We start from the raw sequence: 16,579 nt of genomic DNA on the forward strand, positions 1-16,579 counted from the left end.
TCCTAGATCCACCTGAATTCTAAATTCATGTAGAAAAGCGACTCCCGCGTTTAATAACGGGTTGTGCCCTTATGATACAAATTCACCTATATGGGAATAAAATTAACCGCCCTGCGGGCAGAGCCGGAGGACGGTTTCATAACAAAATGTGGGAAAAATATGGAAAACAAGAAAAACTTAAAATGCAAAGCATTTATTTACAAAGGGTTTAGTGGTGGGCGATACTGGGATTGAACCCGCCTGTTAGTGTTTTTTGACTGGAATTGAACACGTCTGTGGTGGTTTGGCGTTCAAAATCATTCAAAGCGCATTGCAAATTATGGGAAGAATATGGGAAAATTACTCCCACCACGCACTCAACTCCCCCGCATTCACACGGTCAATAATCCCCTGTTGCTGTCCGAGAATATGACCCACAGCCGCACGATAAAGTTGATTATTCTCCAACACTTTTTCAATCATCAATTCCAGCGATACCCCTCGCGCCTGTGCCATGCTTTCCAGCATCGCACCTCCTCCACTTTTCGCCTCTTCCAATTGCACAAACCAACTTTCACGCTCCCCTTGTTCGTAAGGCTGCGCGATAGCCGCAAGACGGCGCTCACCCTCTTCTCTGATTCGTGAAATTATTTCAGGGTTATGTGCGAGCAGCAGCGAGATATCAGCCTGTGTATCCGCTTGAAATTCAATTTCTGGTAGTTGTTCCGGTATATCTGAAATAGAATCGGGAATATACACGTAATGACGTCCGTCTATTTCCCTTAACAGTTTAACCCCTTCAATGTCATGCGAACGAAAATCATAAACTGTGCCGCTGTGTCCGGGTGTGATTGTTTTCTTGTAGCTGTAAATCATGCGGATAACTCCTTGTAGTTTGGTATTTTTGAAATAAGCTCTGGGCGCATTGCCTTGATCCTCATGCAAAACCATTTGAATGAAGATGTTTTATGAGCGTTACCAAGTATGCTGATAATGCTTTCAATTTTTCCGCGCTTGATCGCTTTCGTCATACTCTTCATGCTATGTTTTCGCACGAAACGCATATTGCGCCATGTTCTGAATCCAACAAAATTCACCCCGCGAGATACCTTTGCAATACCCCACTTAGAAAGCGTGAGCTGCAATTGCAGCAATAGAAATTCTTGTATTTTTTTGAGATACATTTTTGCTTGATCGCTACTAAGCCCGAACAAAATAAAATCATCAACATAGCGCACATACTTGCTGACTTTAAGCTCACGCTGGATAAAATGGTCGAGCTTATTTAGGTATATCAGCGCCAGCAGTTGCGATAATAAATTTCCAATTGGTACTCCAGTTTTGCCCTCTCCGTTGGCGAATAACATAATCAGGTCAATCAATCGCTTATCTTTGATTTTCTTTTCTAAAAGATTGCGTAAGGTTTCGCGGTTGATGCTGTAATAGTATTTGCGAATATCAAGCTGAAGCGTGTAGCTGTCGGGCGGCGATTCCCGCAAGTATTGCTGTGCGCGGTCGCTGGCCTTGTGAGTTCCTTTGTTTCTGCGGCAACCGTAGCTATTGTGAATGAATGTTTTGTCGAATATCGGCAAAATCACTTTATAAATAGCATGTTGCACAACAACATCCCTAAAGTCCGGTGCCGATATTTCACGCGGCTTCGGTTCGCGCACAGTGAATTTCTTGTACGGTCGTGGTGTGTAGTTCCCACTATGCAATTCTTCATGTAGTCGCATGATGTTACCGCCAAGGTCGCACTCAAAAAGATGTACGTTCAATTTCTTGCGCTTGTTCTTTCTTGCTGTCCGGTACGCTTCGAACAGGTTGTCAACCGTAAAAATCTTGTCATATAAATTACCGAAACGTTTAGGCATTTGGATTTTCCCTTTCAGTACTAAAACGTTTGCCTTTGCAGATTTCGCCAAAAATGGCGGGATGGATCGCTCCCTATGTTTCCAGTTTTTCCAGAGAATTTCAGGATAGAATCATAGTCCGAAGCCCGAAAGCCAATATTGTTGTTCGTGTTAGATCGGTTGTTATTCCAATTACGCGCAAACACTCCAGCAATGGAACCATTATTCCAATTGCCGCCACAAAGCCTATTGATCGACCACCCCAAGGTTAATTTCACTTTTCAGGTTTCTTATCCAGCCACCAATCATCGCGCCAAGCTCATTGATGTAAACACAAATAGCAGAGTACCTTCTATTTGCTTCGCTCTCGCTTCGCGTTGACGCGCTATTGTGAAACTCATAGTAACCCAACTCATAGGCAAGATTAACTAGCATCCTTAACTGTTCATGCCTTACATCTAGCTTGGTAAGGCTTGTCTTGTTGTGGTACCGTTTCTTGCACTCAACCAAAAGAGAGTAAACGTCGTAAGCCGCATTCCGAATTTCGTTGCACAAAGCATATTTTTCGTGCTTTGGGAAATGGTTCAAGTGGATATTTAATAACTTTATCATTTCCCTACACTTATGGAATATCGTTGCTTGTGGGTTTTCGTTTTTTGGAATGTGGCGCGACATATATTTACCCCTGCTACTTTACAATGGGGCGCTTCCGCACCCCTAACACTTTACAGTACATAGGCCGAAGCCCGAAAGCCAATATTGTGGCTCGCGTTAGAGCGGTGGCCACTCCAAGAACGCGCAAACACCCCAGCAAGGGAACCATCAGACCAAGCGCCGCCACAAAGCGGAAAAAGATTGTGACGATTGTGTCTGTAGCACCCATCACCTCCGAACAAATTCGTACCTGTTGCGCTCGTTGCATCATTGTTTTGCTGCACTCCTGCTGCTGTACGCAGATATCCAGCCCCCGATGCAGCAGGATCAAACACACGATTCGTACCGTTGCCGAAATAGACATAACTCCCCTGCGTCGCGCCGAATGGTAAATAATCCTCTACGAGATCATACAGCCCTAAAATATGCGCTTCATTACCCCACGCATCCGTTCCAGTGTTCCAGCCGCCCGTCAACGAACTCACTGAAATACTTGGTTTCAGCACGTATGAGTTGCCATTCAGTATTTGCGTCGCACTCGTCGCAGATGACCCCCAAAATGTAACGCCCAACGCAACTTCCCACATGGTGCCATTCAAGTCGGCAATTCCGCAATTCTGACCGTTGTGTGTGGTTTTTGCGAATTGATTTGCAGAACCAGCGAGCGGCTTGGCCGAAGCTCCCGCATCACCAGCAGTGACGAACAATATGCTTGTGTCGTTCACGTCGCGTAGTGCGCCGTTATTACATCCTTTGGGAAAATTAGTCGTTCCTGCCGCATCATACCAAGCGCAATGCGTCGTACTCGTACTATACTGCGCTTGTGCTAGTGCTACCTTTGCCAGCCATGATTCTTGAAAAATCGTTTTTGCGTTAAATCCTGCACCACGAGCGCGTGATAACACTACTGCGTCAGCGAGAATACCAGTACAACCAGTCATGCCTTGTGAGCGTGTGTATGTAGTTGTGGTTGTCAAACTTATTGGTACGCCGTTTTTAACAGACCTACCGTGCGTGAGTCCGTCTGTCGATTTTGAGTTGACGTACTTGTCGTACCAGAATCCCGGACGTATCTGGCCACCATCAATGAATGCGCGGTCTAACACATATCCATCAGCATTGGCGGTAGCTTCGTCTGGGAAATCGTATCTAATATCCATCGCATTATTGCCATAGACAGCATAGCGAGGGCTGTCAGCGTGACCGATACGGTAATAGCCCTTCGGGTTCCATGTGATAATTGAACCATCGCTGTAGATATAGTTTCCAAAATTATCGCTATTGGGATCGGTAGTACCGAACAATAGAGAAATATTAGCCGGTAGCGCCAGTGGATACACCCCCATCCCAGCACCAGCAGTTCCCATATCACGCCATAGATGAGTGGGGGACGGCCACGACTCGCCATTCCACAGCGGCAAGCCGTTTGACTCGGTGATTTTCTGAAGGGCGGTTGGTATGTTTGGATTATGCGCAATATTGCCAGTTGTATCTGTGAGGTATAGATCGAATCCGGCACCAACGCGAACAAAATACATTGTGTTTGGCGTCAGTGTTCCGGGTAGTGTTCCAATCACTTTTTCAAAGCGGACTATCTCGTTCACTTACCACCCCACGCTGTTCCATCCAGTAACAGGGAGTTTTCCTCCATACGTCATATGTCCTCCGGACTCGCCTATCTTGTTCAGCTCAGTGGCATTCGTATGGGCGTGTCGCTTAGAGACCGCATCATCAATGTCAGTCACAGATGATGACGGCTTACCTGTGATATTTGCCCACGATAGCGCAACATCCATAGATTCAGATTCGCTAATTTTCGTAAGCGAAGTATTACTATGGCGATAAGCATACGTTGCCGAACCGCTCGTAACCGTGGCGTCAGCGCTGGCATCGAGCACAAGAATCAGCGCATTTGCTTCCAGCGTAGCCACCAGTGCGTCGCGCTCGGTAATATCAGCGACCATCTCAATGCTATTCGCACCACCGCTAACCATAGACGCATCAATCATGCTTTGAACATCATCCGCATTGATTGCGCGCTTAACGATAGAACCACTTGAACCCGTGACATACATTTCAACAAAATCAGGCCGTGCCGCTGGAGCAATTAAATAGATTGAATATGCCTCAAGTGTTCCCGGCAAAACCGTCTCTCTAAAAATATTAAATGGCTGTGACATAAAAATATCCTCCTAATGTATCAATTATCGATTTACTGAAATTACCAACTGGTAGATTGCCAAACCGTCGGTGGTATCTCTCGCCACTCTCCGTCAACTCTTGCATGCAGCTTTCCGTCATGCGGAGCATCACGGATACTTCCCGCACCAACGCCAAATACCGCAACAATAATGCGTTCGCTTCGGTATTCGATGACCGTATTATACGATTGTGGTGTGGCTGTAGTTCCGCTCATCGCGTCACATCCCGCATGACATCAACATAGAATGTTTGTGAACTGAACCTCACACCATCAGGATTGGTATATTCAACATCGCATTCTAACTTTTCTGCTGGCCATGATTCTGGCTGCTGTGCCGTCATCGTGTATGATAAATGGTCTGCAGCGATTTCTACCAGTAACGTATCAACCAATTTCCCGCTCTTTGTCCTCAACTGTGAGCGGATAACATAGTCAGTTAAATCAATAGGATTCTGATTATCATCCAGTAGTTGACAGCTCGACAAAATGAACGTATCCCCTCGCTTATGTCTGATCGGTTCCATAACGCCTCCTATTTCTTGTACCCCACGTTCATAATGAACCTCCTGAAATAGATTTTCGACAATCTCAGTATAGGGTTAACTCATGTTATTGTTGAGCTTGAAACATTGATTCGTTGCAGAAAATCCGGCAAAAGCGGCAGAAGTGGGAAAGGTGCCAGAAGTGTAGTGATACATTGGTCGAGCCTACGCCAAGTATCGCTTGATTCTCATGCTATTCACCACTATATTGCGCCAAGTCGTTACGGAAATCGTCTTAGCGTTCACGAATGAAACAACGATTTTAACAGTTGAAGGGGGGTAGGTATGAAGATTTTGGCCACATGCTTCCTAGTATTTATTGGACTATCCATATTTGCAGTTGCTGGAAACTACGAAGTTACAATCACCCGTAACGACCAAGACCGTTACGAGGTTATTGGGAAGGATATTTTTATTCACACACAAAACTGTTACGAATATGAGTATTATTCCGGCGCTATCCTTAAAATGGCAGGCTACCGCGGCAAGATCATTTTTCCCAATTCAAAAAAACAGTGCGACGTGATAGGTGTTTACGGTTTAAGTAATCAAAATGCAGGAAACTACCAAGTAAGCGTAAGTAGAGAAAGTAGCAATTTATACAAGATAGTTGGTAACGATATGTATATTAAGACAGCAGCATGCGTCAGACCTGGCATGATGATAGAAGCAATCCTATCAATCAATGCTGGAGGACGTGGCACTCTCTATATGGATGGTAACGAGTGTATGGTAATAGGGATATATTCGATGCTTGCACTTTAACGCCTACTGCGCATTTTAATGGCTAATTAAGTCCAAACGCAATTCCACCGTTGGAGTGGAGAATGGGGAAGCGTGAACGCTAAAATAATCATCACAGGATTGCTTTTCATTGGTGCAGCACTGATTGTGGATGCGGTTTTCTGGTCTACCCCGAAAATCAATTCCTACGAAGACTGCATACTTGAATCCATGAGAGGCGTATCGAGCAATACCGCGGCTTATGCAATCAGGAGTGCATGCCGCAGTAAGTTTCCTGAACAGCCGAAAGTTGACTGGAGACAGTTTCAAGACCAACAATAATAATTGACAGGCACCTGTATTAACAGCAACCATTACCAAGAATTCTGCATGTTTCTATAAAATTCGTGTGCAGTACTGAGTAGTTCGATTTCCGCAGGGTGATCGTCTATGCCTAAATACGTCTCTGATAATATAATGCCGAGAGCTTCGCAAGCGACTCGCTTTTGCCTGTATGTGAGTTGAGTAAAGGTTTCGCCAGAGGTGGAATCAAGTGCATTCACAAAAATGCTAATAGCCAATATGTTTGGTTTAATTTTAATATGTTTTGGGGAAAACAAAGCAGGAAACCTTCTAATTGCGGGGACGGTTATCTGTATTGCTAAGTCATCACTGGAAAAATTTTTATCGTTGCCGACATGAACTTTATGCGATAACGCAAGGTATGTGGAAACGATAGCAGTAACCTTTGCTTGCAAATTAACTGCGCGAAAATTGTCAAAAAACCCCATTGACACCCTCCTAATGACTTTATCCTCATTCTGTACTTGCGGAATATAACCTGTAATCTAAGATTAAAAATAAATTTGACAACCCCCGCGCTTGCTGCTAGTGTCCGCCGCAATAGGTGCTAGTAACACCCAACACAAGGCGGATCATCACGCCCCGTAAGCGCGGTATTTTTATGCCCGAAAATCATTTATAATGGTGGCATTCCTTTACCTTGTTGCCTATGGCGGCGGGAGTACGACGAAATAAGGCGCTTGCGCACGAATAAGTCTGCTGTCCTTGTGCAGTTACTAGCTCCCGCCTTTAGTAAGGGCGCAGAACACAAGGGAGGTGTCGCCATGACACACACAGTTAATTCCACCACGTCTCACGTTGTTCCCGTTTCTTTTCACGGCCACGAATTACTCACCACCGAAAAAGACGGCAAGGTCTACGTTGCCATGAAACCCATCGTCGAAGCGATTGGGTTAGATTGGACGGCGCAATTCAGAAGAATCCAACGACAGCCTGTGTTATCTCAAGGTATTGCCATCATGGCAACACCCTCCGCAGGTGGCGAACAGGAAACAACTTTTCTCCCCCTCGACCTACTCAATGGCTGGCTCTTCGGTGTTGACGTCAACCGCGTTAAGCCCGAACTCAAAGAACGCCTACTCCAATATCAAAAAGAATGTTACCACGCCCTTGCCGACTACTGGGGCAAAGGGGTAGCCGTGAACACCCGCGTGACCATCACCCCTGAACAGAAATCCGAACTCCAGCAGTACGTCAAACAGATCGGCGCGGCCAAGAAGTGCTACGGTGCCATCTGGGGGCGGTTCAATAACCACTTTAAACTCGGCAGCTACACCGAACTGCCGTCAGCGAAGTTTGACGAAGCCATGACCTACCTTGACCGCCTCGCGCAAGAACACGGCCTTGGCGAATACAAAGACCGCCTTGATAAATTGCGCGACACACCGGGCGCGATGCTCGATGCCGCGCTTGATGAGTTTGCCAACCTTGGTGACATGAGCGAGCACGGCGTTTCCGGAATGGATGCCTTCCGCTACGACAGACAGCCAAGTAAGCTGTTTGCCTTCTTCTCCCACATCATGCAGGGAATGCCGCTGGCCGCCCAAGCGCTGCAAGAGTACAAGGCAATGAAAGCCAAGCAGGTTAAGGATGCTAAAACAATCGATATGATCAGCACGACGATTGAGGAGCGGAAGAAGGATACCATGCCGCAACCGACGACAGCATAAACGAACAAAGCCCCCTCCAATTGCGAAGGGGGCTTTTTTTATTCTCCCCCCTACAACCCAACCGCCCTGACGTTCCGCAGATATTCACGGTTATAGTCGTACACCAGCTTATATTTCGACTCCGGCAGATTCAACTTTGCCCACCGCAGGAACTTCATTCGCTCCTGATTGCTCGGTGCTCCGGCAATGAGTATCGGCTGACGCACCCGAAGCGATGCCTGTAATGACGTATGAATACTCTGGCGTTCCTTGAAGCTCCCAGCATTGCGCTTCGCCTCACGAATCAACTGCCGTGCCGTCTCCCTATCACCAAGCAAGACAGCCTCGTATACCGCTTGATTCAACGGGCTACGCTCGGTTTTTCCGAACCGGCCTGAAGAAGTCCGCTTCGACTCAATCCCCATGTGTGACGCATACCGCCGCGTTACTTGGCGAATATCGTTAATATCGCGCCGTACTTTCTCAAGGCGAACCTCGTTCAAATCAATATCGGAATAAATCCCCGCAGTCATACCAGCACGCTTGTAGCTGCGATAGAACGCAAATGCCTTTTGTCCGATCTGGTCAATGTCGCGTCCGGTCAATGTACCTTGCTCAATATAACGCATCAGCAGTTCTGTCACCGCGCTAATCGTTGCAAGCCCCGGAGGATCAAGCGGACTCTTCACCCGTTGCTGGTCAGTAATATCCATCCCCATCTGAATATAATTCCCAAAGAAGCCGAACGCAGCGCCAGCCATCAACGAAGCATGTGCGCGGCTGAACATGAGCGCCATTAGGTACGCCCGATCTTCCTGCTTCATTGCCTCCTCAATCTCTTCCCAATCCGCACCCGGATCGCTCAGGCCGAACAGTGCTGCCCGTGCCGTAAGTACCGCCGTGCCGCCCACGAACGCCGTGGCGAAGTAGCGCAGTATTGGCACCAACGTCCGCACCATTTCCTTTGTGTCGCCGCTCTTGATTGCATCGACAAACGGAACCAGCATATTCTTCCAGAACATCCGGCTTACTTGCGTTGCGAACTTCTGGTACTTGAACAGGAACCGCCCAACGCGAGTATCGACGTAAATCGGCACTTGGTCAATCCTGTACGAACCTTGCGGAATATTAACCATCAGTCGCAGGAAGCGACCCGTCTCTTCGCCCTTGCCGTTTTCTGCAATCAGCTTGTCAGCGTGAATGCCGTTTTGCTCCATGAATTTCAGGTACTTCTTGCTGTCGTCACTGTTCATGTTGGCGTTCCACGCTTGGAGTGCATCGGAAAGCTGGATCATCCCCGCCGCCAGTGCGTGAGAACGGATGATATTTTCCGTTGGCGTATATCCACCCCATTTCATTGTCCATGCTGCAAACTTCGAGAGCTTGTCCTTTACTTGGCCAGCCGCATCGAAATAAGTGTCCGTGCTTTCGGTATCGCGCAGAATGTTCATCACATCCTTGCCGAGAACACCAAGGCTAATGCCCGTTTGCTGAATCTCTTGCCACTCCTGCGTAAGCTTCGCGTATGCACGCGCAGCCGTTTTCCAGCCAAAGAGTTGCGTGGTAAGCTGACTACCGCCGATCACGTTCAGTATTGCCGTGGCGGGGTTCCCAAGCTGCATAGCCGTTGCCAAAATGTTCAGGTTATCCATGAGCGAAAGGATGGTATCGGGAGATTGGCGATTATAAACCCGCGACTCTATGGCGCGAATATAATCAATCGTGCCGGGGTCGAAGCTCTGCCCTGCCACTTCCGCGAACAGGTCTTTGGTTCCTGCCGTTGTCGCTTGCCCGAATTGTTCTATTTGGCTCACCCGCGTTGCCCACTTGGTCGTGTACTTCTGAAATGCCGTCCAAGTGTAGTCGTAAAATATTTCCGGCAACTTCGCACCACGCGCCCGCTCGACTCCGGCAAAGTAGTCGTTTTTGATCTCGGTCGTGAAGTAGCTTTGCAGATAGTCCATTGCCTCCATAGGTTCTTTGATATGCCCACCATCAAGCAATGCTGCCACTATTTCATTCCAAAGTTCAATATTGTTTGCCGGATTACGGAGGACTTCCTGTACTTCTGGCCGAATTGCACGCGGCCAAAACTCACCCTTGCGGATACGGCCAATTTTGCGCCATCCACCCGCCGCTTTCGGATCGGCAACCAATATGCCTTCGAACCCGTCAGGCTGCTTGATAGTCTGGTTGATCGTACCCATGTCGAAGTAAACCGCTTTCACCTCTTCGATCAAAGCACGCAATTCAGGATGGTTTGCAATGACTGCATCAGCTTCCGCTTTGCGCCCGTTGTCGTGGTGCTTCCAGTATTCGGCAAAGAGCTTTGTCGATTCGTCGTCAGTCACCTTATCCAGCAGTGGCTTAATGCGCCCGTTTACAAATCCCGTGCGCTCGTCCACGCGGTCATAGAAACGGTCAACGCGGTTCCCAAGGTCGATCAGCATAGGATGCTTCGAACGACGCAAACGGTCGGTGGCCGACTCGAACAGGCCGATACCCTTCATTAAACTTTTGGCCGTAGAATCAATCCTTGCCGGTGTCGGGATGGGGGCGATGTTCTGCGCTGCAGTATTCGTTGGCGCGGATGATCTTGAATAGCGGATACCGGAACTCTGGCCATCGCCTCTCTCCATATTCACTGCATTCTCAGTAGCAGATTGCGCCATGACGACAATATCTGCCGCGGTAAGCTCATTCGCCCACTTCACAAAGCGGAGCCTGTCAGCACCCTTAATGGCACTACCAAGAGCGCGTAATTGCTTGCGTACCCATGCAATGAATTTCTGCGAGAGGGGAACATCCGGATTAGCTTCGACGAAGTAGCCAAGCGCCTCCTCGGTTATCAGGTGCGCTTCGGTTTCCTTTGGCACACGGTCAAACGCGGCTCTTACCCTTGGATTCAGTGTGCGCATCTTCTCGAACTGTTTAAGAATACCCTGGAACTCTGCATCGTTCTGACCAAGCTGGCGCAAGTGGACACCGACCTCATGGAGCATCAGCCCCTTAACGTCGTGGTCTTTGCCGATGTTATCAGCGACCAAGTGCGCTACGCCGTCTTTGACATAACCAAGCACACGCCCGTCAGCGGAGTATTTAACGTCGGTGGTAGTGGTCAAATCCCGCTCCATCTGTGCGCGGGAAATGATCTTGAATTTCCCCGTACCCATCAGCAAGTCGGCAAAACCTTTGACCTTGCTGAACGCTTTGTCAACGGCGTCCTTGAGCGTTGACGCGGTGTGTGCGTTGGCGAGTGGCGTGGTTGCGGCCTGATTATCGAAAATATGGATATTGACAAAATCGCTGTCGCTTTCCATATTATCAGTGATGGAAACCTCTGGTTGCATCGAGAACCCGCCCCCCTCGGCAGATATCCGGGGTACAGGGCGGGTTTCTTTTTTGCGATCCCATAACTCTTGCGGGTTATGATTGACATTATAATAAAGGTTTCCGCTATCATCCTCTGCTACTGTTACGCCAGCATGGACATTCTCCCCGTCAATACTTACTATGCCGTCGAAATAATGGAATGCAACCACATTGTCATCACGACCTACTTCCTCATTACGCCCATGATAGCGCCCATTTTCTATGATATCTCTCACGGAAGGTATCAATTTAACTTTCAGCGGATTACGCTTCAGGCCGTCTTTTGTCTTTCCCCATCCCTTCGACGTAAACCGTATATCGCCTATCTCCTCACGGTGCGCTACCGTGCCTTGCAGGTTTTCGCGGTAGTATTCACGCGCGGCAGCAAACAGGTCATCACCCTGAATCTCGTCCCCAGTGAGTTTCGCGACCGTTGGAATATCTGATTTACTGCGGCTGAAAAGCTCCACGCCTTTATCTGTCTCGCGGGTTTGCACGGTATCAAAAAGATTTTGGAATGCTTCCGCAATAGGGGCAATCTCATCTGGTCGCAGATAAGGGTACCGATCCTGATTGCGCCGGAAGTCAAACGCGCCAACAACATTGGCAAGGTAGTCGTTGTGGTAGCCGTTTTTGGTCATATCTTCGATGACGAAGTTCTCGAACGCTCTGGATGCCCGCTCAAGTGTGCGGCTCCAGTAGTCGTTACTGCCCTTGTCGTTTTTGGCTGAACGCTCGGACATTGGCGAATCGTTCAGTTTTTCCACCAAGTTAGCAAAGGCTCTTTCGACCTCCGGCCGCACACCTTCTGGGTGGTTTGGGTCAAGGCTCCAGTTCTTTTCCTGAAAATGTTCGTTATTAGGATTCCTCTTGCGCGCCGCCTCAAGATAAGCGCGCGATTTTGGATGTGCCGGATAATCCTTATGGACGTACATTTGTTCCGGCTTGTGGGTAATGTAGTTCGCATCACGGAACGCCTTTTCATCACCTGTAAATTCTGTCACGCCACGTTTGCGAGAAAAGTAATTGTCCAGTGCATGAAACCACTCGTGGGCAAGCGAACCCGACCCGCGTGTCTTTGTCAGGTTGATAACGGTTTTGTCCGCCTCATAATGCGCACTCGCTTTGCCGCCGCCACGCGAACCGAAGCCAAGACCAAGTGTGCCATTCAGCGATATAGCTTTTGGTGGAATACCGACGATATTTGCCAAGTCCATCAGTGCATCGTAAGCGTCATTCAAATCCGCTTGCCGTTTGCCTTGCTCAACCCAATTGCCGAACTCAACACCACGGAAACCAAATGTATCAGCGAACTGTTCAGGGGTAACGTCTTTCCCTTTGCGGTAATCGGAACCAGCGCGGGGTCGTTCCTCTTTGGAGCGCACATCGGATTTCTTGACGTTATCGCGCTCTTTAATTTTTTCCCACGCCTCTGCAAGCGCCTCGATGTTGTTCTTGCGGTATGCAAGTGCTTCTTTGCTGGTAGGGAATCTTTCTGTGAGTGGACGATATTCTTTATCCCCTTTGCGAAAGACGGCGAACCCTTTGTCTTTTGAACCACGAATTTCGTAGGCATCTGCGGTCGATGTTGATTTACCTGTTGCGGTGCGGTCGGTTTTCAACATTTCGCTCGCGACATCAATAACGACGTTTTCCATTTCAATTATCGAATCGGAGGCGTTGAGATCAATGCGCTTATAGTTTTCATCAACTTGAATCAGCGCGTTCGCTCTTGGAACACGCTCTCCATTATCGTTGTATGTGTATGATTTAGAGTAAACTTGCGCCTCACCGATACGATCCCATTGATCACGCGGTATCGATTGTAGAATACGGACGTGCACGGCATCGTTGTTGGATTTACGGATTAAATCGAGCGCCGCATCATTGTCCATAGTGCCAACGCGAGCCATAAACGCACGGATGGCTTTTACGTCCTTCACCCACTGAGCCAGCTTGTACCCTGAGCGCGGCTTGTTGGGTATCTTGTTTCTGAAAACCGTGGCGATTGCCGCCGTCTTGTCGTCCATCTTGTCGATATCTTCTTTCGGCCATATCTTCGAGAGTGGCATATTGTTAAGCTCGGCATCGCTGTATTCTTTATCGAAAGAAGAGCGCCATGTGTCTTTCTTCGCCCCGCCGATCTTCTCTCCAACATCATCGATCTTCTCTGCTGGCTTGGCAGGTTTCTCTTCTGTTTTTACTTCCGTCTGTGTTTTTACCTTCGCCTCCGTCGCCTTCTGTGCTGCTGGCTTGCCGTCGCCTTTTGCCTCTGATTGAACGTCTGCGGCCTTCGACTCTGTCTTTACGTCCGGCTGAATGTCCGCTTTCTGATTCCTCGATGCTCCGCCCCATACATCCGGGGTAAAGCGCACCGTCATCCCTTCCCGCAATTCGGTCTTAGGGAGAAAGGTTTTTGCTTTTAGATTGAACGTGTACGAGTCATTGAAGCGCAGGAATAATTCGTCGCCATCCTTGACCACTTTGAATACCGGAGCCTGTTTGAACTCTGGAACCCTGCTCACGAATTTTCTAAAAACCTGCCCCACTATCTTGCGCTGCTTTTCATCGCCATTAGTGAAAGTTGCAGCATCAATAACCGTGTCGGCCTTTATCTCGTTAAGCGACGCCAGACGTGCATTCTCTTTGGCTTTGCTTTCATAACCCTTACTCACAACATCAATGCCAGGTTCCGAGTCCAATGCTTGCTTTTCAGCATTACCAACTGCACTGCCGGCCACGTATGGTGCAGTCTTCCCCTTCTCAACCAAGTGTTTTACACGGGTGGCAATGAATGGTGATACTGGCTTAGTATTTCCCTCACTGTCTACCAACTCCCACTTGGCATTTTTGGTACCAGCATTAACAAACACGTAGCCGTCGAGCTTGGCTTTTGGGTCAGTGACCGTCACTGCCACAGCATTACGGCGATTGCCAATGGCATTTTTTACCGCTTCGTCAACAGGCGATGTTGATGTGTTATTGATAGTGCCTTGCGTTTCAGTAGCGACAACGGGCTTAGTGGTAACTGGACGCTCCGCAACGGGCGAATCAATGCGAACCTCGCTCTTGTCCACTGTCCAGTTCTTCCCGTCATAAACCACCGTCACCTTGCCGTCCACTTCACCGCGATAGTTCGCGTCCACCCATCCGTCTTTCCCGGCATGGTAAAACTGAACCGTGTCGCCTACGCTTGGGGTAGTATTTTCCGTTGCTGGCTTTTCCTGTGGCTGTTGTGGTGATTGCGTTTGCGCGATTGCTGGTGGTTGTGGTTGCTCCTGTGGCTTTACGCTTTCTGGCGTTTGCCCGGTTTCTTGTCCGGCGGTTTTCGTTTGTTCTGCTGGCACTTGTCCGGTTACTTGTTCGGTAGCTTTGGCAGGAGTAGCACCATCGGAATCCTGATTTGGCGTGGCCTTGATCTCTTTATCAGTGCGAATCTCCTCAAGTGATTGTGCCAGCAATCCAAGCGTGTTTGGGTTATTCTCGATTTCTGCAAGAAGGGCATCGGCCTTCATATCGCCAAGTGCCTTTTCCATCTCTTTCATGGCTGTTGGGTTTGATTCAATCTCCATCAATAGTGAATCGATATGCCCCACCTCTGGTGTCTGCGGTAAACTCTCGATAACGCTCCGCACCACACTCTTTTCATGTGGGTTATTGCTGGCCACTTGCGGCGACACATCAGCTACTTGCGGTTCTTCTTCAAGAGTTAACGTGTCTTTAATCGACAAAAAGGCCACCATATCGTTTTTGATTTCCTTGAGCCTCCCTTTAGCCACATTCTTTTCATTTTCTGCGTGTAGTTTTTTCGAGAGCGGCAATTCATCTGCGATCTTCTGTTTGGCGGTTTTCGTAGCATTCTGGTAATCGGTGTTCATCTGGTCGATAAAAGCATCCGGGTTATTCGGGTAGCGCGTTGTGTACTCACGCAACACATACGCCAATCGTTTTGTTTTTGGATCTTCTTCGAGACTACTCAGATCAACGCGCTCACCATCAATAAGCGGCACGTAATTTACTTGACGTGGCAATTCGCCTTCAGTAGCAGGTTGAGATATCTCTAGTGCAGTTCTGGTTTCATCGACTTGCGGGGTATGAATACTTTCTGCGGCCTTTGCCAGTGGTAACTTCTTCGTGTTCGGCTGGCTCGAATCAGCCGTACCAATAGCGCCAAATCCTGCCCCCATAGGAGCCCCATAAAGCGCACCGGTCGCCGCTGCCGGAAGCACACCACCCATCCGTTCATCATCTCCCATTACCCCTTTCCCAATAAGGGCATCGTTAATGCGAAGCTGTTGAATCCCTTCCTGTACTGCTTCCTGTGGAGTTTCCAGCAATGCGCCTTTGAGTGCGTTTTTCCAGCGCTTTTCACCGCCAAACATCTTCATCAGACTTCCATCAAGCAACTTCCCACTCATTACGCCACCGGCACCGGACGCAATCAGGTTAACCGGATCATACATAGCCGCTTGCTTGGTTGCTTCAATGAAGTCAGATCGTGCCAACTGGTACGCCTCTTGAAGTGAGCCAGACTGTTGGTGTCGGTTACGCAGGATTTCCTTGAACACCTCCGACTCCAACAGTTTCTCATGTGGCATTTGACTGACTATCTGCTCCGCCTCATTACCACTGCTCCCACCTGCCATAGCCGCGCCGCTGGCTACATACCCCGCCGTTGCACCACGGGAAGCTGCCGTTTGCGCAGCCTTTGTCGTCAGCCCGAGCGCCTTTGCTCCCGCACGGACAACAGAGCCAAGGCCAAGGCCACTCGCAATCAGTGGCGCTTGATCTCCAAGAATCTCAGCACCCTGTAAAAATAAAGTGCCCGGATTTGTAAAGGCGTTCTTGTTGACCGTTAAACTTCCATTTTCGTCTTCGCCAAAAGGGGCAACGCTTCGGCGCACCTTTGCCCAATCAGATTGACCCTCCAGTATCCCTTCCGCTGCACCGCCAAGCAGTTTTGCCGCACCTTTTAACTGTGCGAAATCTGCCACATTGCCAGCAGCACGAAGCGCTCCGCTCGTTACACCGCGACCTAAATCATCAACCGTGCTGAGAATGCCTGGGTTTTCTGTCGTTGCGAGTCGATCGCCCTCATAATCCAGCACATTCAAGAAATCTTTAAATTCGTATTTCTGCGCACCCGGAGCGTTTTTATAAATAAGCTGCGCCAGCTCATCGCTATTGCGTTCATTTAAATGCGGATTTTCCTGACGGAATTGTTGAAGGGTCATTCTCATG

At 48.7% G+C, this 16,579-nt stretch carries 11 protein-coding genes; 2 read left to right on the forward strand and 9 right to left on the reverse strand.

The features are described from left to right. Positions 1-339 precede the first annotated feature (339 nt). The 7 genes from P304_RS0102245 to P304_RS0102275 form a co-directional block, all read right to left on the reverse strand. Positions 340-855: a hypothetical protein gene (locus P304_RS0102245; RefSeq protein WP_027389216.1), complete on the reverse strand. Its 516-nt coding sequence runs from the start codon at positions 853-855 to the stop codon at positions 340-342. Further along, positions 852-1,853: a reverse transcriptase domain-containing protein gene (locus P304_RS13590; RefSeq protein ID WP_051321327.1), complete on the reverse strand. Its 1,002-nt coding sequence runs from the start codon at positions 1,851-1,853 to the stop codon at positions 852-854. Before P304_RS13590 ends, P304_RS0102245 begins: the two co-directional genes overlap by 4 nt. 225 nt (positions 1,854-2,078) lie before the next feature. Further along, positions 2,079-2,507, reverse strand: a complete 429-nt coding sequence (locus P304_RS0102255; protein ID WP_027389217.1) for a four helix bundle protein — start codon at positions 2,505-2,507, stop codon at positions 2,079-2,081. 50 nt (positions 2,508-2,557) lie between these two features. Beyond that, positions 2,558-4,090: a hypothetical protein gene (locus P304_RS0102260; protein WP_027389218.1), complete on the reverse strand. Its 1,533-nt coding sequence runs from the start codon at positions 4,088-4,090 to the stop codon at positions 2,558-2,560. Beyond that, positions 4,091-4,666 (reverse strand): hypothetical protein, encoded by a 576-nt coding sequence (locus P304_RS13595; RefSeq protein ID WP_201766904.1) that lies wholly within the window; start codon positions 4,664-4,666, stop codon positions 4,091-4,093. A 41-nt stretch (positions 4,667-4,707) separates the two neighbouring features. Next, positions 4,708-4,902: a phage neck protein fibritin gene (locus tag P304_RS0102270; protein WP_027389219.1), complete on the reverse strand. Its 195-nt coding sequence runs from the start codon at positions 4,900-4,902 to the stop codon at positions 4,708-4,710. After that, positions 4,899-5,213, reverse strand: coding sequence for a hypothetical protein (locus tag P304_RS0102275; RefSeq protein WP_027389220.1), 315 nt, complete (start codon positions 5,211-5,213; stop codon positions 4,899-4,901). The genes P304_RS0102270 and P304_RS0102275 overlap by 4 nt, the downstream gene beginning before the upstream one ends. 303 nt (positions 5,214-5,516) lie before the next feature. Between P304_RS0102275 and P304_RS0102280 the strand changes: the two genes are divergently transcribed. Further along, positions 5,517-5,996 (forward strand): hypothetical protein, encoded by a 480-nt coding sequence (locus P304_RS0102280; protein ID WP_027389221.1) that lies wholly within the window; start codon positions 5,517-5,519, stop codon positions 5,994-5,996. Between the two features lie 332 nt (positions 5,997-6,328). Here P304_RS0102280 and P304_RS0102290 read toward each other — a convergent pair whose 3' ends face one another. Beyond that, positions 6,329-6,745, reverse strand: a complete 417-nt coding sequence (locus P304_RS0102290; protein ID WP_027389223.1) for a hypothetical protein — start codon at positions 6,743-6,745, stop codon at positions 6,329-6,331. A gap of 336 nt (positions 6,746-7,081) precedes the next feature. Here P304_RS0102290 and P304_RS15900 point away from each other — a divergent pair, with 336 nt between their 5' ends. After that, entirely contained in the window at positions 7,082-7,987 is a 906-nt protein-coding gene (locus P304_RS15900) for a phage antirepressor N-terminal domain-containing protein (RefSeq protein WP_051321328.1), read from the forward strand. Positions 7,988-8,037: 50 nt separating this feature from the next. Here the strand turns inward: P304_RS15900 and P304_RS0102300 are convergent, their stop codons facing one another. Continuing rightward, a complete protein-coding gene (locus P304_RS0102300) occupies positions 8,038-16,578 on the reverse strand; it encodes an LPD3 domain-containing protein (RefSeq protein ID WP_034763790.1) in 8,541 nt (2,846 codons plus the stop codon). Position 16,579 lies beyond the last annotated feature (1 nt).

The organism is Chrysiogenes arsenatis DSM 11915 (assembly GCF_000469585.1).
GTDB lineage: Bacteria > Chrysiogenota > Chrysiogenetes > Chrysiogenales > Chrysiogenaceae > Chrysiogenes > Chrysiogenes arsenatis.